Genomic DNA, 21,420 nt, shown 5'->3' on the forward strand with positions numbered 1-21,420 from the left:
TATCTACAGAAAACTAACGTCCATGTTTAATGGGGTGCATCCCAAAGGGCGCAAACCTTGCGCCCCTACAATCTATCCCGCAATGCCTCTAATTCTTCTTTCAAGGGTAAAGGATTATATCCTAACGCAAATGCTTTGGAACTATCCAAGGAAACATCTGGAGGTCGTGGCGCTGCCATTTTTACATCAGCTTGGCGACAAGATTTTAATCCAGCTTTGGGTAATCGTAACACATCAACCAGCAGACACCCAAATTCGTAACGTGATATCCGCTCTTTTCCTCCCAGATGCAGGTAGCCTTGAACGTTATCGAGGGCTAACAATAACCCTTTAGCTGCAGTGGTTCCACTCACAGGTGTGCGAAATTCATCAATAAATAGCTTTAACTCGTTTCCTACTTGTAACGTTTCAATAAATGGCTGAATAAAGCTAGTCGCCGTTGGTGTCGCCTGACCAAACATTAACGGCATTCGGCAAATTGCTGTCTGAGGATAGCGAGTTAACATCAGAGTCTCAGCCCTAACTTTTTGCTCTCCATAATAACTAATTGGCGAAACCGGATCAGTTTCCCGACAGGGTGGGTTTAAACCATTGAATACCAGATCAGTGGATGTAAATACACAAGGAATATTATGATCTGCACACAGTCCCGCGATATTTCCAGATGCTGTAACATTTATTGCTTCCGTTTCCTGGGGGTGCATTTGGCAAAAATTGGGGCTAGATTGAGCAGCTGTATGAATAACCGCGTCGGGTTTAATAGTTTGGAAAATCTGCTTAACTTCCTGAAAATGGGTTAAATCAACTTTTAGTATGTTTATGTCTGGACTATTGGCAGATTTAGAAAGGCAAGTTCCATAGACATTCCATTCTCGTTTTGACAACTGGCAAATATGCCAACCCAAAAATCCACTAACACCTGTAATCAATAACCTTTTCATGTGATTAGATTGACTTATTTATACATCTTAGTCTTGTCAATAAGAGCAGATTTTGTTGTTCAGCTATTGGTAACAAGCAAGGGCGGGTTTTGTTGTTCAGCTATTGGTAACAAGCAAGGGCGGGTTTTGTTGTTCAGCTATTGGTAACAAGCTAGCTTTAGTGGCTAAACCCGCCCCTACAGTGGCTAAACCCGCCCCTACAGTGGTTAAACCCGCCCCTACAATTGACCCTTCGACTACGCTCATTTTTCCTTTAGATATTCAAATATAACCTCCCATCACTTTGACTCACAGGTTAGTACTTCATTAACAGGGGCAAATCCTTCGGGGTCATCATACCCAACTAACTCAGAATAGTAATTTTTGTTTTGCAGGAGAATAACCCGCGCTGTGTCCAAGGGAGTATCATGAAACGTGAGTTCCCGTTTCGTTGTCAGCGTAACATTTTCATCAACATTTGAGGGAAACTGTTCATAAGTAACAATCGTACTCCCCTCATCTTCTGTAATGGTAATATATGATCTCATTCCCAAAGGATTAGGTTTTCCAGAGTCAGGATTATACTGGCAAATTCTACCACTACTAGAAGCAGCACAACTTAGCGGGAAAATGATGAAAGCTAAAGCAACAATCAACTTTGACGAATGATTTTTCATAAGACCTTACCTGAGCAACAATATTTTCATAGGATCGGGATATTTCTATCCTATTGAGTATTCATTGAACTGTTTTTTCCCTCCAGCCAACCTCTCACTTTATAATTCATCCTCTTCTATTTCCTTCATTTCTTGTAAAGATTGCCAACCTGGTTTCCACAAAGAACGGTCTTTAAGCTGTTTAGCATTCAACCAAAAGCGAACAGTCGAGTCACAGGATGCCACCATTTCGGCAAAAACCCATTGACCCTGATTTTTGCGGTTAACTACTTGAAAATGTCGCCAACCCCAGGTTTGTTGTGTCGCTGTCCATTTGGAACCAACCAGATAAGGGAATTTTTGTTTTGCCATTAAAATTGGGAAAATATTGACCCTTCACGACTTTCGGCGGCGGTGTGTAGGGGCGGGTTTCACTATTATCGTTTCTTACTTAACCCAAAGGTAACTAAACCCGCCCCGATCAAGTGTTGAATTAATTCCCCCATCTCCCTCATCTCCCTCATCTCCCCCATCTTCCCCATCTTCCCCATTCCTCATCCCTTAGGCTGAGATAACAAGCGTGCAGCCACAATTCCACCAATAAAGCCAAATAAATGCCCTTCCCAGGATACACCAGGAACCGTTGGTAAAACACCCCAAATTGCGCCTCCATAGAGAAATCCCACGATAAGGGAAAGCAAAATAGAGGGAATATTGCGTTGAAAATAACCACGCAAGAGTAGAAAACCGAGATAGCCAAAAACTAGACCGCTAGCGCCAATGTGAACACCGGGAGAACCAATCAGCCATACCCCTAAACCACTGACAACCATGGTAATGGCAGTGACAATAAAAAAGTCGCTGGTTTTTTGTAACATGACGAACCAGCCGAGGGTGAGAAAGGGAACCGTATTAGCAATTAGGTGAGGTAAACCACCATGGAGAAATGGGGCAAATAGGATACCCCTTAACCCAATAATTGTCCGGGGTAAAATACCATAGCTGTCGAGTGCACCTTGGAAGATAATTAAATCAATGAGTTCTAAACCCCACATCACCGCGACGAGTCCGCCTAAAATGGTAGCCTGGGTTTTGACTTCACGGGCAAGGGCTTGGGTTTCCTGACGGACAAGTTTTCGGGTTTCCCGGTTATTCATGGCTTGACCTTCTGGGATAGATTGTTGAGTATTAATGGTTCTAGGTTAGCAATTTTCTGTGACATCCTCTGATAGCCATCCTAGGGAAGGGCGAGTTTTGTTGTTCCGTTATTGGTGAGAAGGGCGGGTTTTGTTGTTCCGTTATTGGTGAGAAGGGCGGGTTTTGTTGTTCCGTTATTGGTGAGAAGGGCGGGTTTTGTTGTTCCGTTATTGGTGGATATCTGAATTGAGTCCCTAAACCCGCCCCTACAATTGTCCCTAAACCCGCCCCTACAATTGTCCCTAAACCCGCCCCTACAATTGTCCCTAAACCCGCCCCTACAATTGTCCCTAAACCCGCCCCTACAGTTTAATTTCCTGATAAATTATGGGTTAAAAATTGTCGATCGCGACGGGTTCAATGGGTTCGGCTAACTCAAACCCGAATATCCGTGAATAAAAGTATAACTCGGCTTCCAAGGTGCGCTTGATGTTTTCCGCCCGTCGGAATCCATGCTGTTCTTCGGGGTAGGTGATGTATGCTACGGGTAATCCCTTTGCTTTTAACGCCTCCACCATCGTCTCGGCTTGATTGGGGGGAACCACTTTATCCTCTAACCCTTGGAAGAAAATCACCGGACAGGACAATTTGTCAGTAAAATGAATGGGCGATCGCGCTTTGTACAAGTCTTGGCGTTCTGGATAAGCACCAATTAATCCATCCAGGTAACGGGATTCAAATTTATGGGTATCGGTGGCTAAGGTTTCCAAGTCACTGACGCCGTAATAACTCGCCCCAGCTTTAAATACATCTCGGAAGGTAAGGGCGGCTAATGTAGTATACCCCCCAGCGCTACCGCCTGCGATCGCTAACCGTTCTCCATCAACGAATCCTTGTTCAGCCAGGTACTTTGCACCATTGGCGCAGTCATCGACATCGACAATTCCCCATTGATTCTGGAGGCGTTGGCGATACTCGCGTCCATATCCTGTACTTCCGCCATAGTTAACATCTAAGAAGGCAAAGCCGCGACTTGTCCAATATTGAATCTTTAGATTAAAGGTACTGGATGTGGATGCAGTTGGTCCACCGTGACTTTTGACAATCAGAGGGGGTTTCTCGGTTTCGGGCGCTTGATAGTCTTTATTTTGCGGGGGATAGAAGAAGCCGTAAGCCGTTTGACCGTTTTCGGTGGGAAATGCGATCGCCTCGGGTATGGAGAGATATCCTTTATCTATCTCTAATGTTGTCGATTGACGCAAAACCTCTATCTGTTGGCTGGCTACATCCATCTGTACCACAGCGGTGGGTTCGGTGGCGGAACCACCAATAAAGACGACGCGATCCTCTGTCACTTGCACCGATGAAATACTGGTATAAGGGGTTTCAATCGGGTTGAATTGTTTCGTCTGGAGATCGATACTCCCTAAGCGCCATCGACCTTGGACAGTATAAGCACAGATTAGGCGATCGCGCGATGAGATGCCATAAGTAGACATACCAAACACCCATTGAGGAAGACCAAACTCCGCCTCCATTTCACACAGAGGTTCTATCCCTTGCTGATTCCAGCGATACAGATTCCACCACCCTGTCTGATCCCAAACAAAGTATAATGTGCCATCTGGAGACCATTCAGGTTTAAAGATTGACTCCTCCACTCCACCGGCAATACATTTCGCTTCACCTAATAATCCATTCCCTTGAATCGACGCCACCCACAGTTGTGTCCCATCCCATGGCATATTAGGATGATTCCACGTCAACCAGGTTAACTGAGAACCATCCGGACTTAATCGGGGTGAGGCGTAGAAGTCATTTCCTGTAGCGATAATTTGGATATCGTTACGATTATTTAACGGAATACTGACTAAGGTGTTAATTGGTTCCTTTCCCTCATCACTGTGATCTTCGCGCACACAAATCAGCCGTTGTCGCTGGGAGTCAATTACCAGATCAGCATAGCGGAGAGTTCCCCCTGACTCTGGGGTGATGGGTTGAGGTTCTGCATCACCCGTCTGCTGGTAAAGGCGCTGATCCTGATAATTGGCAAAATAAATAATCCCATCTTTGACCGTGTAAGCACCACCACCATATTCGTGAACGCGAGTACGCACATTAAAGGGAGAAGGTGTAATATCTGCGATCGCGCCATTCTCCTGACGGCGTACAATTACATTACGTCCCGCTTCCATCGGTCGTGCTTCGATCCAGTAGGTATCCGTACCATCAAGGGTAATACTCCCTAAGCCAATCGTACCCGCCACGATGAGTTCGGCGGCGATGGGAGAGTTCCAGGAACCGTAGGGAGAGATTTGCGGTTGAGTCATCGTTAATTCGATTATGCTGTCGTTCGTTAATTTTACCGACTTCACTTGGAATGTATGAAGATTGGGTAAAATCTCAACTCTTACGCAGATTGATGTAAGGCGGGTTTTTGGGGAATTAGCGACGTTTCCGTTAACTCTCCTCAATTCAAGGATTTTAAGTACCATCCCTAAATTAGGTAAATATACCTAGCATAACACTCGATTTATGAAGCTTTGATGAAGCCAAGGGCTTTTTATATAAAGATTCAGTAAAGATACACAAAATCTCTTTTCAGAAAAATAAATTAGCGATAAAGTTACAGACAAGAAAGGAGTTAGTAGCTATCTCAAGAGAAAGAAGGCGAGCGTTGATCCGATATTTCTCTCAGATCATATAGAAGCCATTGATGCCAAGATACAAGAGCATCAAGGTATTCAGAAACCCTCTTTAGCCGCCTGCTTTGTTAATATCCTGTAATTTTATCTAGGGTCATACTAACTCACTTTGTTAACTTGTGTCAACTTTATCCAAATTTGGAGATATATAGTATGAACCGTCAAAGTGCATTCGCCGTTGCCTGTGCCGTTAGCGCTACCGCCGCTTTGGGAGTTGTGGCGAGTCCAGTTGGAGCGTTTACGCTGGCTCCTGGAGCAACAATATTCACCGCACCAGTTAGTTTAGATAATTTCTTGGATCAGGTGGTTAATCCAGATGGTTCAATAGGTTGGGTGGCGAATGACAATGCTTTCCAGGTTGACGATAAAATCTTTCATGAATTCGTCTTTCAGACGGCTTGTCAGGCTCCTGGTACGCCTGGTTCCCTAACCTGTGATGATATTAAAGATTTACCTGCGGTTGCTCGCCCAATTGGTCCAACCAATCCTGCTGATATTACGGTAGGAGGAAGCTCCAATCAACTTTCTTTAGATAGTGGACATGGACTGTTATTTAATGACTTTTGGAAAGCTGATGCGGGTTGGGGGTATGATCTCGCATTGGGATTCGACGTACATATTGTAGAGGGTTCAAACAAATACATTAAAGATGCCCACTTAGGGTTTGTGCCTGAGCCAGTACTGGATCAAGGAGTCATAACGATTTCGGAAAAGATCACCGATCCTGTTACTGGTGTATCCCTACTTGACGATAATTTATTCGTTGATAACCTCACATCAACTGTTGATGGAACAGAAGACTGGGTAGATTTGATATATCCAGTTAAGAAGCTGCGAGTATTAAAAAATATTCGGCTTAGCGGCGTAGACGATTTGAATCCCCTACTCTTGGAAGATGCAGAAGCTTCCGTAATTATTCAAGAGTTCTCTCAAACTGTACCTGAACCCGGCGCAGTAACTGGTTTACTGGCAATTGGCTCCTTAAGCGTCGGTGCAATGCTGAAGCGGCACTTTGGCAAGAAAGCCTAAACTGAATATCTAGGCTACACACATCGAATTGAACAATTCAGTAGCTGAAATTTGACCGCCGTTAACCACCCAGTTGGTAGGGCGGATTTTTCTTGGTTATTAATGTTTTGCCAGCATCTGTAGGGGCGACCTGCTGTATTAAAATAGGAAAACTAACCTATCAATTTGATCGGGTCGCTCTCCGCATGATATCGTCAATTCAAGATTAATAATATTGGGGTTGCCTGGGAAAAAATAGCTGTTCGGCATTTAAACCTTAATATCAATAATGGCGCAATCCTTGCCGTAGTGCGAGCATCTTGCTCGCTACATCAAGCATCTTGTTCGCTACGAATACCCAATTTAAATGCATGACAGCTTACCCTCTACAGTTAGACTGGGGCGAGTCGAGATAGGTTAATTGTCACATTTCAATATTTGTGCAGCGACTCGCCCCTACAACCCCTACAACCCCTACAACCGCGAACCTGATAATTCCCACAACCGCGATCGCGTCTTGGATCGGGTTATGGTTGAAAAGGTGGACTTCGCCTACTTCTCCCAACCCGATCGCCAATCACTCTTGATGGATATTAATCAGTTACTCCTCTGGATTGTCTGCACCTCTTGCGTTCTGAACATTATCGTCGGCATTCGCCGTGCCAGTATTTCGGATTCAGCCGTGTACATCCGTAGCTGGATGCTTGTTTCTGGTTTAGTATTAGCCACAACAGGTGTCTTATATGTCCTCACTCCAGAGAATGCAGGCTGGATTGGTGGGGGGTTATGGGGGTTGTTGATTTTAATGCCGATTCTGGGGTTTAGACTCATGAATCAACTGGCATATCAGGAACGCTTTGGTGCAGCTAGCCGACTGGGTAAACTCCTGTGTTGGCTACACCCCGCCCAAAATTGGCGTCAATTTGCTGAATTGTTGGACACCCTGGAACAATTGAAGCAAGGTTCAACCACTGAAGCCACGGCAATTATTAACCGCGACAAAACCACCAATCGTCCTCTGGTGCGACATACCATCGCCACTCTCTATAAAATGGAGGCGCGTTGGCAAGAGTTGCGGGAGTGGATTGAAACCAGCGTATCACAGACCGCTCTGGAAAATGATCCCCGTCTAATCCTGTACTACCTGCGAGCATTAGGAGAGATGGGGGACTTAAATCGTGTGCTTGCTCAACTTGATCAATTTGAACGTATCTTAGAACATAGCGATCGCGGTATCAATCAGAGTCAAGCCTATTTATTTGCCTTTGCTTTTTGCGGTCAAAAAGCCCAGGTTGTCCAATTGCTCACAGGACCTTTAGCATTTTATCCCAATTATATTCGCCAATTTTGGCTAGCTACAGCAGATTGGGCGGCGGGAGACGTAGAGGAAGCACGTCAGCAACTGTTGGCTATTTCTAACCGCCATACTGGACTCTACCGCCATGCGATCGAAGCTCGTTTATCTCAGTCACCTGTCAACCCTGATGCTGTTTTGACTCAATATTCTCAGCAGATTTTAGCACGGCTTACACTCAATCTCCAACATCAGGTGCGATACGGTTCCAGAGAACGGTTTCTGGGTTCTAGAGCCTATACAACTTGGGGAATTATTGGATTAAACCTGATTGTATTTGGATTAGAAATTCACTTTGGCGGAAGTGAAAATCCGCAAGTTTTATACAAACTCGGCGCATTAGTACCAGAGGAAGTTCTCGACGGGGCTTGGTGGCGGTTATTAACCTCAACATTTTTGCACTTTGGCTTTCTGCATCTATTAATGAATATGCTGGGTCTGTATATCCTTGGACCCTTTGTCGAATATGCGCTCTCTGGGTGGCGATATTTGCTACTTTACCTCAGTAGTGGTGTTGGTTCGATGTTGGTGGTATCTCTAGCCACTCATTTCGGATACTCTGAGGCGCAATTTGTAGTTGGGGCATCCGGTTCCGTGATGGGGATTGTGGGCGCAACGGCAGCTATTTTACTTCAAGGATGGCGGCGTGAAAAATCGCGTTTAGCGTCTCGTCGTTTACGGTTTATTTTATTTATTATTGCCTTTCAAGTTATCTTTGACTTATCAATTCCTCAAGTAAGTTTCACGGGTCACACGTCAGGCTTAATCATCGGTTTTTTTGTGGGGCTTCTGCTGTACCATAAGTAATATCATGTCCGGGTTAACTACCCCCATTTGAGTAGGGACAAGGCAGAGAGTAGATGGTAGAAGGGATAGAAGGAAAAAGTACCCAAGCACAAACGCCACGTATAGTAGGGGCACGGCATTGCCGTGCCCCTACAGGTAGCTCTATACTGTGTGCAGAATAAAGGAAAAATTTAGCTGTTCTTGGGAAGAATTGCTGGAAGTACAAGGGGATAGTTCATTCGATGACTAAGTAGTCAGGAGTCACACGGAATTTGATGAAATTGCTGATCAGCAACGATGATGGAATTTTTGCCTTGGGGATTCGCACCTTGGCTGATACACTGGCACAAGCGGGTCATGATGTTACTGTTGTTTGTCCAGATCGAGAGCGATCGGCAACAGGTCACGGTTTAACCCTCCATGATCCCATTCGCGCCGAAGCGGTTGATACGATTTTTCACCCAGCGGTTAAAGCTTGGTCTTGTTCCGGAACTCCCTCCGATTGTGTAAAGTTAGCATTGGGAGCTTTAATTGATCATCCACCCGATTTAGTTCTATCTGGGATTAATCACGGTTCTAACTTGGGTACCGATATCCTTTACTCTGGCACTGTTTCCGCCGCCATGGAAGGGGTTCTGGAAGGAATTCCCAGTATTGCCTTTAGTCTAACTAGCTATACGTCCAAGGAGTTCCACGTCGCCGCCACATTCGCCAAAAGCCTGATTGAGCGACTCTCTGAGCAACCCCTAGCCAAAGTCATGTTACTTAATGTCAATGTACCGCCCGTGAGTCAGGCGGAAATTGCTGGGGTTAAGGTTACCCGCCAAGGAATTCGTCGCTATTTCGATACCTTTGAGAAACGAGTTGATCCACGGGGTAAAACCTATTATTGGTTAGCGGGTGAAGTGATTGAAGATATAGAACAACCGCCTCATTCTCATCTTCCTCCCGATTTAGCTACCGATGTTCAAGCCGTTAAGGAAAACTATATTGCGATTACGCCCCTGCAATACAATCTGACGGATATTGCTGGCGTCTCTAGTTTGCAGAGTATAGAGTTTTAAGTCATTTAGACAGGGCGGGTTTAGTGACATTAGAGTGGGCAAAAAACGATAGTAGTAAAACCCGCCCCTACATATAAAACTCTTTTCTAGTTAGGGCTTGCTGCACAACTCCAAAACCCTTAGCTATCAAGGCTTTGAGTGGTATTGATATTTGCTCCTGTTCAAGGAAAAAGGGTTAAACCCTTTTATACCCTTGCACCGCTATCAGGGAAAATGTACTATGGCTCCCCCAGCTTCCCCAGCTCCCCCAGCTCCCCCAGCTTCCCCTGCTCCCTACCCCCACCACAATTTATTCAGCAAGCCCTAATTTATTGGGGCGTTTTCTGCAACTCCGGTCGCTCTTCCGGAACGATCGCGCCTTCTACAGGACATACCTGTAAGCATATACCACAATCGATACAGGTATCGAAATCAATCCAGTACCAGTCTGTCCCCTTGACATTTTTGCCGGGACCAGGGTGAATGCAAGCAACGGGACAAGCTTCGACGCAATCTGCAACCCCTTCGCAGGTTTCCGTAACAATAGTGTGAGACACGCTATTCCCTCTCGTAGTTACATGACATGGGCAAACGTCATTTCGGTAACGGGTAATTCCCCATGGCTTTTATGTTACTGCATGAGATACCGTTCCTACCCTCGTGCAGGCATAAATTACGCTGACATTTCTCCCTTGCGTCTGATCAAAAGTCTAATTGGGCGGATTTGATAGGAATGAGACTCGCCTCTGGTGTATCTTTGACTTCTCGACGAGTTTTGATCAGGAAGCCACCAATGACATAAGCCGCCAATAATAGTGCGATCGCGATGACAACCTGAAGCAAGATATTACTTGGGGGTTTTTTCATAGCCAGTCAAGTTTAAACCTCTTTTGCCGCGTTTTTCGGTTAGGAATGGTAGAGCTGTATTGCTCGATCTATTGGCGTCTGGCTGTAACTGGGTGCAGAATGATTTAAGGGCAATCCTCAACTCAGCCAGCAGAAGTCCCTCTGGTCATGGGGTGAGGAGGGCAGAAGGATGAGACAATGGAGGTAATAGTGCATGATAAAGCATATAAAACAAATAACAACTCAGACAGATAAATGTATCTAAAATTGAGATTGGTCTAAACTAACTGAAAACGGAAGCGTTTTTCAACGTTCACCGATATCGCTGCGCTTATTTGTTTTAAATCTCCCGACTGAAACAGTCAACCAGACGTGCATGAGAGTGCGTCTGACAGCCAGAGCAAAAAGTAGCTGTTCAACAGCGAATACTATGACACTGTCTAATGCCGGTAGCGTTCTTGCTACATTGACCCAGTTAACCCAACTCAATCGCACGAGCGTTTTAACTCATCGAGTTAAAGACCTATCCCTTCCCGAATTTATCTGCTTACTGGACTTCATCACCGCTGAATTTCAGCAATTTCTGCGGGCGCTGGAAATGATTAACCATGAAGCGCTGGAAACCATGCTGGAGCAGGTGATGGAGGCGTTTACCCTAAAAATCGGTCAACTCCTACAAGCTGAGCGTACTACTATCTTCCTCGTTGATGGTGACAAAGATCAGCTTTGGGCAAAAATTCCCTCAGGTGAGGACAATGCCGCCAAGGAGGTTCGCATTCCCCTAAATGTGGGTTTAGCGGGTCATGTGGCGACGACGGGCGAATCACTCAATATCACCGAAGCCTATAACCATCCTCTGTTTAATCCTGAAGTTGACGAATCTCCGGGCTATCATACCAATTCCCTCTTGTGTATGCCCATTGTCAGTAGCAATAAAAAGATTGTCGCTGTCGTGCAGTTGTTGAATAAAGCAGGGGGTGTACCCTTTGACGAAGAAGATGAACAGCGCTTCCGTGACTTTGCCGCCTCGATTGGCATTATCCTGGAAACCTGCCAATCGTTCTACATGGCAGCCCGTAACCAACGCGGTGCAGCTGCTCTCCTGAAGGCAACCCAGTACCTGGGTCAAAGTTTAGACCTAGAAGCCACACTGCGTCTAGTCATGGATCAAGCGCGGGAGTTAATGCAAGCAGACCGCTCCACGTTATTTATGCTAAGTAAAGATGATGGGGAACTGTGGAGTAAGGTCACGACGGCTGATGGCAAAGAGATTGTAGAAATCAGGATCTCAGCCAATCGGGGAATTGCCGGTTATGTGGCGTCTACGGGTCAACCGTTGAATATTGCCGATGCCTATAAAGATCCTCGCTTTGATCCAACGACGGACAAAAAAACAGGCTATGTCACCCGCAATATTCTCTGTATGCCTGTCTTTAACTCGGGTGGCGAATTAATTGGTGTGACTCAATTGATTAATAAGAATCAAGGCAGCTTCACTACCTCCGATGAAGAGTTTATGCGGGCATTTAATATTCAAGCTGGAATTGCCCTAGAGAATGCCAAACTTTTTGAAAATGTTCTGATCGAGAAGCAATATCAAAAAGATATCCTGCAAAGCCTTTCTGATGCGGTTATTTCTACCGATATGCAGGGACGAATTGTGACAATTAATGATGCGGCGCTAGGATTACTGGGATGTCCCTTACAACAACTCGACAATCGCAACCGTCAGTTGTGGGAGGAAAAACTCACCAATCGCTACGTCTGGGATGTTGTACCCATTGAACCTCTCCAATTTCGGTTACAAGACAGCCTAACTACGGGGGCGAAGCATTACCTTCCTGAGCAAAATTTAATGGTCGGTCTGTTTCAATGTCCCCTGGAAGATATAGAAATACCGAATACTCCCCCCTATTGCCAATCCCATGATGATACTCATCTTTATCTCCTAGCTATTCCCAAAAGCAATGACCCAAAAACCTATAGTTTGTGGAATGAAGCTCATGATAATTCTGGGTCTTTAGGTTACCTGTCTAAACAGCAAGTACAACCTATTGAACGGAGTATTAATTTAACAGTTAATCCGCTAACCAATCCCCAAGGAATGGTGCGAGGGGGTCTGGTTGTATTAGAAGATATTAGTCGAGAAAAGCGGCTAAAAACAACCATGTATCGCTACATGACTCCAGAGGTGGCGGATGAAGTCTTAGCCTTAGGTGAAGATGCGCTGATGCAGGGGAGTAAAAAGGATGTCACTATTTTATTTTCAGATATTCGGGGGTATACGACTTTAACCGAAAATTTGGGAGCGTCGGAAGTTGTATCGCTCCTGAATAAATACTTTGAAACAATGGTCGAATCGGTATTTGAGCATAAAGGAACCTTGGATAAATTTATTGGTGATGCACTGATGGCAGTTTTTGGCGCTCCCTTGGCGTTAAAAGAAAATCATGGCTGGATGGCGGTTCAATCCGCTTTAGATATGCGTTGGCGTTTAGCCAAGTTTAATGAACCTCGGATGCGAAATCGCCAACCTTTAATTCATATTGGGATTGGAATTAGTTCGGGAGAAGTGGTGTCGGGTAATATTGGTTCCCACAAACGCATGGACTACACGGTGATCGGCGATGGCGTGAACCTCAGCGCCCGCCTGGAAAGTATTACGAAAGAGTACGGTTGCGATATTATCATTAGTGAATATACCTATAACCTCTGTCGCCATAATGTTTGGGTGCGGGAACTTGATAAAATCCGCGTGAAGGGGAAAAACCAAGCGGTCAGCATTTATCATTTGATTCAAGATATCGATACCCCTCTTAATGATAAAACCCACAAATTTTTAGATCTGTATGCTAAAGGGCGTCAGGCATACATAAGTCGCGACTTCTCGAAGGCAATTATTTATTTTGAACAAGCCTATCAACTTGAACCTAATGATAAGCCGGTTTTGATTCATATTGAACGGGCTAAACATTATCAGAATAATCCTCCTCCCGATTATTGGGATGGCGTTCATACGATGACTAGAAAATAGGGGACATTAGGTTTGATATCGATTTTTCTAGATGACGTGAAAAGTCAGGGGGATCTGTCTCGATTTCTGTGATCAATAATTGCCACTCGATAACTAGAGATTTGGGAATAGTTAAGGAGAGGGGTTGTCCATGATTGAGGGATATGGAAAGGATCAGAGATTCATCAGCTTGTAATTTGGCAAAGACATCGGTAACATCATATTGACCAACATTAGGCGCAGGCGCGGCTTGAGCAAATACATCAGGGGCGGTGAGCAGTTTACCCCCTGCTGTGGCAATTTCCAGGAATTGGGGATGGGTAAACTCAGCCATACCCGGAAAGCCGACTAACCGCAGATTCAGGCGCGTTGGTTGACCTGGTATTATTTTTTTGAATAGAACTACCTGCCAAGTTCGTCCTGATTTATCTTTCAACGACTCCTGGGAGTGATAGCGCATGATTCCCGGTGCGTCTTGGTGTTGTCGCAGTACAGCGATGGCTGGCGGAGTCAGGAAGGTGGCTTGGAATAGGAGTAATATCATGAGGAATCTACCAAGCGTTAGAAGCCAAGAAAAGTATCGCTGAATAGGATTAACCATAAGTAATCGATATCAAGTTAACTCAAAGATGTTTGCATATTTCCCCAGAAGACTTCGCCCATTCGTTACCCCCGCCAGAAACAAATATCAATAATACCAAGGATAGATGTGTCGGGGTGACCTGCTCACCTAAATTAACAATTCAAATTCATTAAATTTTATCGGGTCGCCCTTTATTCTCGCTAATATAGGATATCTTATTTAAATTGTGCCATAGGAGAAATTCATCATGACCAGTCAAATTCCCAGCCAATCATCGTTTTCATTGCAACTGCGCGATCGCATAGAATATCCTGAAGGAGGTGTGGTGAGTAAAGTTATTCATAAAGATGACCAGTGTGACCACACGTTGTTCTGTCTAGCGGCGGACACGAGTATTTCTGAACATACGTCACCTCGTAACGCCACAATTAATGTGATTGAAGGAAAGGGGCTCTTTACTTTGGAGGGTAAGGAGATTCAATTAGAACCGGGCGTTTTTATTTCAATGGAGGCGAATGCGCCCCATGCTTTAAAGGCGGAACAAAATCTGGCGTTTCTGTTAACGCTATGGAAAAAAGAATGAGGTTTAAAATCAGAGGAGAAGTCAAGAGCCAGAATCAGCCTTGAACAAAGCTGCGTTACGCTTCACTCTCCTCACGATGGCGGCGTTACACAGCTAAAATTGTGGAATAGATTTTACCATTGAATCGGGCGCAAAGCTTTGCGCCCCTACAGATTAAAATGGCACGTCTCTACATGTCCCCAATCCCCAATTCACCCAGATATGATACATCCCCTCGGCGAAACGGGAATACTTTAGTATAGCCGTCACGCTAATCCCGCTTTTGCCTAAGGATGTTCATGAGTCAACCATTACCCACCCCCGAATCCCTTCCGCTTAACGCCCTCAAGGAACAACGCGAGTTAACCGCAGCGATGTTGGATTTAATCGGTGCGTTAATTGTTATCCTCGATGCTCAAGGACGAATTGTTTATTTCAATCACGCCTGTGAACAGTTAACGGGTTATTTGCGCCAGGAAGTCCAAGGTAAATATGCTTGGGATTTATTAATCTTACCGGAAGATGTAGCCTCAATTCAAGCCATTTTTGATAACTTAATCCCCGATAATTTCCCTCAACCCTGTGAAAGCTGCTGGGTGACACGGGATGGAGACTGGCGCTGGATTGCGTGGATGGATACGGTTTGTTTGAATGAACAGGGGACTGTAGAATATGTAATTGCTAGAGGTCAGGATATTACAGAGCGTAAACAGGCAGAAAAGGCGCTGCTAGAATTGGCGACGTTGAATCAAGCGATTTTAGATAGTGCCAATTATACGATTATCTCTACTACTGTTGATGGTACAATTTCTACCTTTAATCGAGCGGCTGAGAAATGGCTCGGTTATTCGGCGTCAGACGTTGTGGGTAAAACCACACCTGCTCTATTTCATGACCCTGAAGAAATTGTAGAGCGATCGCACGAACTTTGCCAAGAACTTAATACTCCGATTCAACCGGGATTTGAGGCGTTTGTCGCAAAGGCTCGTCGGGGAGAGATTGATGAACGAGAATGGACTTATATTCGCCACGATGGGAGTCGCTTTCCTGTTTTACTTTCGATTACCGCTTTATATAACTCCAATAACCAAATTGTCGGATTTTTGGGGATTGGTAGTGATATTAGTATCCGGAAACAAGCCGAACAATCCTTGCGCGACAGTCAGCACTTTAGTCAACGCATCGCGGATACAGTACCCGGTATCTTGTACCTCTATGATGTGATAGAACAACGCAATGTTTATGCCAATCGTTCTACGGTTGAACTGTTAGGGTATACACCCCAAGATATTCAAGATATCGGTACAGATTTTATGTCTCATCTGGTACATCCAGAGGATATTCCTCACATTCTAGAACATCAAAAGCACTTGACGACGCTTACCGAGGATGATCATCTCACGCTTGAGTATCGGATGAAACATGCCAATGGAGAATGGCGCTGGCTGCGGAGTCGAGAGACGGTTTTTTCTCGAACGGTTGCAGGATTACCAAAACTGCTTCTCGGTATCGCTGAAGATATTACTGACTATAAACGGGTTGAGGATGTCCTGCGTCAAACCAATGAAGACTTAGAACAGCGGGTAGAACAGCGAACGGCTGACTTAGAAAATGCCCATAAACAATTACGATTTCATGTCGAAAATTCACCCCTGGGAGTGATAGAGTGGGATAGTCAGTTTCGTGTCCAGGGTTGGTCAAAACAAGCCGAGCGTATTTTGGGCTGGAAGGCGGAGGAGGTTCTGGGCAAACAGTTTAATGATTGGCAATTTGTTTATCCGGATGACTTTGAATTTGTCCATCAAAAAGCTTTAAACCTATTGAATCCAGAATCGCCACCTGAGATTATTGAGAACCGTAATCTAACTAAGGATGGCAATGTATTATATTGCCAGTGGTATAACTCTGTGTTGTTTGATGAATTAAACGCTGTTGTTTCTATTCTGTCTCTGGTGCAGGATCAGACAGAACGTAAGCACGATGAGGAACAACTCCAGCAACTTAATCAACAGCTTCAGCGTTCTAACCAAGAATTAGAACAATTTGCCTACGTCGCCTCCCACGATTTGCGAGAACCCCTGCGGAAAATTAGGAGTTATAGTGATTTATTGGTGAAACGCTATCAGGGTCAGTTGGATGAACGGGCGGATAAATATATCGGCTATATTACCGATAGTGTCATCCGGATGCAGGCGTTAATTACGGATTTATTGACCTATTCACGAGTCAGCCGCAATGAACTGGTTTTAGAACCCACTGATTTAGGTGAAATTCTTCAGCAGACATTAACGGATTTAAGTCCAGCGATTGAAGAAAATCAGGCAATTATTAATACTACACACCTTCCCATTGTGCAAGCTAATTCCTTACAAATTAGGCAAGTCTTGCAGAATTTAATTGCTAACGCGATTAAATTTAGCCGCGAACAGCCGCCACAAATTGATATTAAGGCTGACTGTCAGGATAATTTTTGGCAGATTTCCATTCAAGATAATGGGATTGGCATTGATCCCAGCTATAGTGATCGCATTTTTGCCATTTTTCAACGCCTACATTACCGGGAAGAGTATCCAGGGACAGGAATTGGATTAGCCATTTGTCAAAAAATAGTCGAACGTCACGGCGGAAAAATTTGGGTCGAGTCAGAATTAGGTCAGGGTAGTACATTTTACTTTACTCTACCTGTTGTGTAGAGGAGATGAGGAAGATGGGGGAGATGGGAAAAATTATGACAGTTGTAGGGGCGGGTTTTACCACTAACGGGAAGGTTTTCACCCTGATATCTCTAAACCCGCCCCTATAGAGTAAGAGTCATCTGCAACAAATGACAAATGACAAATGACAAATGACAAATGACCATTATGTATATTCCCCACGGACATTGTTATCTCTGGCAAACGAATTTAGTCGGACTGCATGTTATTGCCGATGGCTTGATTGCCTTAGCCTACTATTCGATTCCGGTTACGCTGCTGTACTTTATCCAAAAGCGGCAAGATGTACCCTTTAAAGGAGTCTTTGGGTTATTTAGTGCCTTTATCATTAGCTGTGGTACGACTCATTTAATCGGAATTGTGACCCTTTGGTATCCTATCTATTGGGTATCGGGATTTATTAAAGCCATAACCGCGATTATTTCTATTTACACAGCTTTGGTAATAATCCCGATGCTCCCGCAAGCATTAAGCTTACCCAGTCCCACCAAAATGAAGCAAATAAACGATGATTTAGCTGCCCAAATTGTCCAGCGAAAGGACATAGAAACATCATTACGAGAAACGCAAGAGCGATTTATTTTAGCGGTTCGGGGGTCAGGCGATGGATTATGGGATTGGAATATTAGTACGGGAGAGGTTTATTTTTCACCCCGGTTTAAACAGATTTTAGGCTATGAAGAACAAGAAGGCGAAAATCATTATAATTTCTGGGAATCTAAAGTTCACCCAGAAGATCGCGATCGCGTCATGGCGGCGATGCAAGATCACTTAGAGAATCATGTTCCTTATGCCATAGAATATCGCCTTTGCCAAAAATATGGGGACTACTGCTGGATTTATGCGAGGGCGCAAGCAATTTGGGATGAAACGGGTAAACCAACGCGAATGGCGGGTTCAATTAGTGATATCACGGATCGCAAACGCGCTGAAGAAGCTTTACAGCAAAGTGAGGCAAAATATCGGGCGTTAATTGATACCACGCAGACGGGTTATGTGGTACTGGATCAGCAGGGTATAGTGTTAGATGCCAATCAAGAATATAGTCGCGTTACCGGACATTGTAATGTATCGGATATTCTAGGTAAAACAGTTTTAGATTGGACAGCATATTATGATTTAGAACGCAATGCGGCGGAAGTACAAAAGGCGTTAGCGGAACGTTCTGTACAAAATTTAGAGATTGATTATTGTCATGCTAATGGTAAAATTATTCCGATTGAGGTTAATGCTAGAGTTATCGACACCGACGAAGGTTGTCGCATCTTAGCCTTATGTCGAGATATTACCGAACGCAAACAAGCCAGACAAGAACTCAAAGCCGCGATCGCAGATTTAGCCCGTTCTAATCAAGACTTAGAACAGTTTGCTTATGTTGCTTCCCATGATTTACGAGAACCGCTGCGAAAAATTAGGAGTTACAGTGATTTGTTAGTGAAACGTTACCGAGGTAAACTTGACGAACGCGCCGATAAATATATCGCCTATATTACCGATGCAACACAGAGAATGCAAAGCCTGATTAGCGACTTGTTAACCTATTCACGGGTAAGTAAACCGGAACTGATTCCCGAACCCACGGATTTGGGACACATTCTTAAGAAAACCTTGGCAGATTTAAGTCCTCTGATTAAAGAAAATAAGGCAATAATTACCACTGACTCGTTACCCCAAGTGAACGCCAATCCCACCCAAATGGCGCAACTGCTGCAAAACCTGATTACCAATGGGATTAAATTCCGTACCCAACAGCCGCCTCGCATCCACATCACCGCGACGCGAGAGGGTCAATTTTGGCAGATTGCGGTTCAGGATAATGGTATCGGAATGGAATCCCAGTATCGCGATCGCATCTTTGTCATTTTCCAGCGCCTACATTACCGGGAAGAGTATCCAGGGACAGGGATTGGACTCGCCGTCTGCAAAAAAATAGTCGAACGTCACGGCGGACAAATCTGGGTAGAATCAGAGTTAGGACAAGGTAGCACGTTTTACTTTACACTACCCGCCGTGTAGGAGAGATGGGGGAGCTGGGGAAGCTGGGGAAGCTGGGGAAGTTAACTACAAAACTCTACCTTACTTATTCTATTGCCTATAGCCTGACCAATGACCAATGACCAATGACCAATGACAAATAACGTTAGTTTTCTCCAGATTTTGGGAACTCTGTCATAAATTGGGAATAGTGCGAAAATTATCCACAAACACTGTATGTTATGACCTGCTTGATGAACCCAGTAACTAAAGCGATTGAAATTCTCCTAGTTGAAGATGATCCGGGGGATATTGACTTAATTGAAGAAGCCCTAGAAGATGCCAAATTACAGATTAACCTCAATAGTGTCAGGGATGGAGTTGAGGCGCTGGCTTACTTACGACAAGAAGGTAAATATACTCAGGCTATCTCGCCAGACTTAATTCTCCTGGATCTCAATCTACCCCGTCGAGATGGGCGTGAGGTACTCCAAGATATTAAAGGTGACAACTACTTTAAACGCATCCCTGTGGTGGTTTTAACCACGTCTGATGCTGAGGACGATATTCTTAAGTCCTATAACTTGGGTGCGAACTGCTATGTATCAAAACCTCTGGGTATGCAGGACTTTATCAAAATTGTCGAATCCATCGAAAACTTCTGGTTTACCGTTGTCAAACTTCCACCCAAATAATTACCATGTACACCGATCCTATCCGAGTCTTACTCATTGAAGATGACCTCGGTGATGCTGATTTAATCACAGAATTTCTTGATTTTATCAAGTCAACTCCGTTCCAAATTACTCACCATCGCTGTTTGCAAGAGGTACTACAGCCGAGGGATCAAGATGCTTATGATGTCATCTTATTGGATTTGTCATTACCCGACAGTTTCGGCTTGGAAACCGTTGAGCAGGTGTACAATCAATTTCCCACTATTCCCATTGTTATTCTCAGCGGATTAGAAGATGAATCGCTAGCCACAATTGCGGTTCAGAAAGGAGCGCAAGATTATTTAGTCAAGGGTGATTTTGACAGTAATTTATTAGTGCGTTCTATCCGCTATGGGATTGAACGGGCTAAAACAATCCAATTACTCAATCAAAAAGAGCAACAATTACAACAGGCAAATGAACAACTCGAACATCGCGTCGCTGAACGAACCAGTGAACTCCAACAAGCTAATGATCAATTACGAACCTTAGAATCTCAGTTGCGTCTGGCGCTGGCTCAAGAACAAGAACTCAGCCATTTCAAATCCCGAATTATTTCCACCGTTTCCCATGAATACCGCACACCTTTGACAACAATTAACTCATCTGCCGAAATTCTGGAACGGTATCTCCATAAATTGGATGCAGAGAAGCAGCGCAAACATTTTCAGCGGATTCAGCTTTCCGTTAAACATCTAACCGCTTTAGTGGAAGATGTGTTATTTATTAACAAGGCAGAACTTGAGAAAGTCGAGTTCAACCCAGAACCGATCTACTTAGTTAGCTTTTTTGAGGAAATCGTTGAAGGATTACAAATTACTGTAGATGAGAAACATCAGTTGTTTTTTACGCATCACGGGAGTTGTGAGTGCGCTAATTTCGATCCTAAGTTACTACGACAAATGATTACTAACTTGCTCTCGAATGCGATTAAGTATTCACCGCAGGGGGGTAAAATAACGCTGAATTTAAGCTGTGAAGAAAACCAGGTTGTGTTTCAGGTTCAGGATAAAGGAATTGGCATTCCCCAAGCCGATCAAGCGAAATTATTTGAATCCTTTAGTCGTGCCGGGAATGTGGGAACGATTGCTGGAACCGGGTTAGGATTATCAATTGTTAAAAAATGTGTTGATTTACATGGGGGTAAGATTACAGTCAAAAGTGAGGTTGGTTTTGGTACAACGTTTACAGTGACGTTACCTTTAATTAAGTAATAAATAATAAGTCATATTGTAGGGGCGGGTTTAGGTACTCAGGTAAGCTTCTCACCGATAAGTGAAGAGCAAAACCCGCCCTTCACTTATCGGGGCTTTTGGATTTCTGCATTCTTAAGCTGTCATTCATTTAAATTGGGTATTAGTAGCGAGCAATGTGCTCAATCTAGCGAGCAAGATGCTCAATCT

18 protein-coding genes are annotated in these 21,420 nt (G+C 44.4%); 9 read left to right on the plus strand and 9 right to left on the minus strand.

All coding sequences use genetic code 11. The features are described 5' to 3' along the window. Positions 1-65 precede the first annotated feature (65 nt). The 6 genes from RH949_RS10185 to RH949_RS10210 all read right to left on the minus strand — a co-directional run bounded on the left by RH949_RS10185 (position 66) and on the right by RH949_RS10210 (position 5,043). Positions 66-941 carry an SDR family oxidoreductase gene (locus RH949_RS10185; protein WP_446352842.1) on the minus strand — a complete coding sequence of 292 codons (876 nt, stop codon included), beginning with the start codon at positions 939-941 and terminating at the stop codon, positions 66-68. Between the two features lie 96 nt (positions 942-1,037). Then, positions 1,038-1,187 (minus strand): glycine zipper family protein, encoded by a 150-nt coding sequence (locus tag RH949_RS10190; protein ID WP_446352844.1) that lies wholly within the window; start codon positions 1,185-1,187, stop codon positions 1,038-1,040. A gap of 32 nt (positions 1,188-1,219) precedes the next feature. Then, positions 1,220-1,597, minus strand: a complete 378-nt coding sequence (locus tag RH949_RS10195) for a hypothetical protein (protein WP_044207175.1) — start codon at positions 1,595-1,597, stop codon at positions 1,220-1,222. A 99-nt stretch (positions 1,598-1,696) separates the two neighbouring features. Then, positions 1,697-1,948 (minus strand): TIGR02450 family Trp-rich protein, encoded by a 252-nt coding sequence (locus RH949_RS10200; protein ID WP_006101082.1) that lies wholly within the window; start codon positions 1,946-1,948, stop codon positions 1,697-1,699. A 182-nt stretch (positions 1,949-2,130) separates the two neighbouring features. Continuing rightward, a complete protein-coding gene (locus RH949_RS10205; RefSeq protein ID WP_446352847.1) occupies positions 2,131-2,733 on the minus strand; it encodes a rhomboid family intramembrane serine protease in 603 nt (200 codons plus the stop codon). A gap of 372 nt (positions 2,734-3,105) precedes the next feature. Then, on the minus strand, positions 3,106-5,043 hold the full coding sequence (locus tag RH949_RS10210) for a S9 family peptidase (RefSeq protein WP_446352849.1): 1,938 nt from the start codon (positions 5,041-5,043) through the stop codon (positions 3,106-3,108). Between the two features lie 528 nt (positions 5,044-5,571). Here RH949_RS10210 and RH949_RS10215 point away from each other — a divergent pair. From RH949_RS10215 to surE, 3 genes are all read left to right on the plus strand, one after another. Continuing rightward, positions 5,572-6,447, plus strand: a complete 876-nt coding sequence (locus RH949_RS10215) for a hypothetical protein (RefSeq protein WP_006101287.1) — start codon at positions 5,572-5,574, stop codon at positions 6,445-6,447. 400 nt (positions 6,448-6,847) lie between these two features. Next, the gene (locus RH949_RS10220) at positions 6,848-8,587 is read left to right on the plus strand and encodes a rhomboid family intramembrane serine protease (protein WP_446352851.1); all 1,740 of its coding nucleotides are present in this window, start codon (positions 6,848-6,850) and stop codon (positions 8,585-8,587) included. 254 nt (positions 8,588-8,841) lie between these two features. After that, entirely contained in the window at positions 8,842-9,630 is a 789-nt protein-coding gene (surE, locus tag RH949_RS10225; protein WP_446352853.1) for a 5'/3'-nucleotidase SurE, read from the plus strand. 308 nt (positions 9,631-9,938) lie between these two features. On the opposite strand, the gene RH949_RS10230 is transcribed toward surE, so the two are convergent. Together RH949_RS10230 and RH949_RS10235 are read right to left on the minus strand one after the other, a co-directional pair. Continuing rightward, positions 9,939-10,166, minus strand: a complete 228-nt coding sequence (locus tag RH949_RS10230) for an indolepyruvate ferredoxin oxidoreductase subunit alpha (RefSeq protein ID WP_446342090.1) — start codon at positions 10,164-10,166, stop codon at positions 9,939-9,941. 145 nt (positions 10,167-10,311) lie between these two features. Continuing rightward, entirely contained in the window at positions 10,312-10,476 is a 165-nt protein-coding gene (locus tag RH949_RS10235) for a hypothetical protein (protein WP_446352855.1), read from the minus strand. Between the two features lie 409 nt (positions 10,477-10,885). On the opposite strand from RH949_RS10235, the gene RH949_RS10240 reads away from it, so the two are divergent. Further along, positions 10,886-13,489 carry a GAF domain-containing protein gene (locus RH949_RS10240; protein WP_044207179.1) on the plus strand — a complete coding sequence of 868 codons (2,604 nt, stop codon included), beginning with the start codon at positions 10,886-10,888 and terminating at the stop codon, positions 13,487-13,489. Here RH949_RS10240 and RH949_RS10245 read toward each other — a convergent pair. After that, on the minus strand, positions 13,479-14,012 hold the full coding sequence (locus tag RH949_RS10245) for a DUF3122 domain-containing protein (RefSeq protein WP_446352858.1): 534 nt from the start codon (positions 14,010-14,012) through the stop codon (positions 13,479-13,481). The genes RH949_RS10240 and RH949_RS10245 overlap by 11 nt on opposite strands. A gap of 286 nt (positions 14,013-14,298) precedes the next feature. Between RH949_RS10245 and RH949_RS10250 the strand changes: the two genes are divergently transcribed. From RH949_RS10250 to RH949_RS10270, 5 genes are all read left to right on the plus strand, one after another. Beyond that, complete coding sequence (locus tag RH949_RS10250; RefSeq protein ID WP_006101240.1) at positions 14,299-14,634, plus strand: cupin domain-containing protein; 336 nt, start codon at positions 14,299-14,301, stop codon at positions 14,632-14,634. A gap of 278 nt (positions 14,635-14,912) precedes the next feature. Further along, a complete protein-coding gene (locus RH949_RS10255; protein ID WP_446352860.1) occupies positions 14,913-17,306 on the plus strand; it encodes a PAS domain S-box protein in 2,394 nt (797 codons plus the stop codon). A 159-nt stretch (positions 17,307-17,465) separates the two neighbouring features. Beyond that, positions 17,466-19,343: a sensor histidine kinase gene (locus RH949_RS10260; protein WP_446352862.1), complete on the plus strand. Its 1,878-nt coding sequence runs from the start codon at positions 17,466-17,468 to the stop codon at positions 19,341-19,343. Between the two features lie 212 nt (positions 19,344-19,555). Then, on the plus strand, positions 19,556-19,996 hold the full coding sequence (locus RH949_RS10265) for a response regulator (protein WP_006101218.1): 441 nt from the start codon (positions 19,556-19,558) through the stop codon (positions 19,994-19,996). 5 nt (positions 19,997-20,001) lie between these two features. Next, positions 20,002-21,231 carry an ATP-binding protein gene (locus RH949_RS10270; RefSeq protein WP_446352865.1) on the plus strand — a complete coding sequence of 410 codons (1,230 nt, stop codon included), beginning with the start codon at positions 20,002-20,004 and terminating at the stop codon, positions 21,229-21,231. Positions 21,232-21,420 lie beyond the last annotated feature (189 nt).

The sequence above is a fragment of the Coleofasciculus sp. A1-SPW-01 genome (assembly GCF_040217205.1).
GTDB classification, from domain to species: domain Bacteria; phylum Cyanobacteriota; class Cyanobacteriia; order Cyanobacteriales; family Coleofasciculaceae; genus Coleofasciculus; species Coleofasciculus chthonoplastes_A.

What these genes read in the sequence shown, in the direction of transcription:
- RH949_RS10250 (WP_006101240.1), top strand. Translation starts at nt 14,299, where the DNA reads ATGACCAGTCAAATTCCCAGCCAATCATCGTTTTCATTGCAACTGCGC.
- RH949_RS10195 (WP_044207175.1), bottom strand. Translation starts at nt 1,597, where the DNA reads ATGAAAAATCATTCGTCAAAGTTGATTGTTGCTTTAGCTTTCATCATT.
- RH949_RS10215 (WP_006101287.1), top strand. Translation starts at nt 5,572, where the DNA reads ATGAACCGTCAAAGTGCATTCGCCGTTGCCTGTGCCGTTAGCGCTACC.
- RH949_RS10200 (WP_006101082.1), bottom strand. Translation starts at nt 1,948, where the DNA reads ATGGCAAAACAAAAATTCCCTTATCTGGTTGGTTCCAAATGGACAGCG.
- RH949_RS10260 (WP_446352862.1), top strand. Translation starts at nt 17,466, where the DNA reads ATGACCATTATGTATATTCCCCACGGACATTGTTATCTCTGGCAAACG.
- RH949_RS10205 (WP_446352847.1), bottom strand. Translation starts at nt 2,733, where the DNA reads ATGAATAACCGGGAAACCCGAAAACTTGTCCGTCAGGAAACCCAAGCC.
- RH949_RS10190 (WP_446352844.1), bottom strand. Translation starts at nt 1,187, where the DNA reads ATGAGCGTAGTCGAAGGGTCAATTGTAGGGGCGGGTTTAACCACTGTA.
- RH949_RS10185 (WP_446352842.1), bottom strand. Translation starts at nt 941, where the DNA reads ATGAAAAGGTTATTGATTACAGGTGTTAGTGGATTTTTGGGTTGGCAT.
- surE (WP_446352853.1), top strand. Translation starts at nt 8,842, where the DNA reads ATGAAATTGCTGATCAGCAACGATGATGGAATTTTTGCCTTGGGGATT.
- RH949_RS10245 (WP_446352858.1), bottom strand. Translation starts at nt 14,012, where the DNA reads ATGATATTACTCCTATTCCAAGCCACCTTCCTGACTCCGCCAGCCATC.
- RH949_RS10240 (WP_044207179.1), top strand. Translation starts at nt 10,886, where the DNA reads ATGACACTGTCTAATGCCGGTAGCGTTCTTGCTACATTGACCCAGTTA.
- RH949_RS10235 (WP_446352855.1), bottom strand. Translation starts at nt 10,476, where the DNA reads ATGAAAAAACCCCCAAGTAATATCTTGCTTCAGGTTGTCATCGCGATC.
- RH949_RS10210 (WP_446352849.1), bottom strand. Translation starts at nt 5,043, where the DNA reads ATGACTCAACCGCAAATCTCTCCCTACGGTTCCTGGAACTCTCCCATC.
- RH949_RS10265 (WP_006101218.1), top strand. Translation starts at nt 19,556, where the DNA reads ATGAACCCAGTAACTAAAGCGATTGAAATTCTCCTAGTTGAAGATGAT.
- RH949_RS10270 (WP_446352865.1), top strand. Translation starts at nt 20,002, where the DNA reads ATGTACACCGATCCTATCCGAGTCTTACTCATTGAAGATGACCTCGGT.
- RH949_RS10255 (WP_446352860.1), top strand. Translation starts at nt 14,913, where the DNA reads ATGAGTCAACCATTACCCACCCCCGAATCCCTTCCGCTTAACGCCCTC.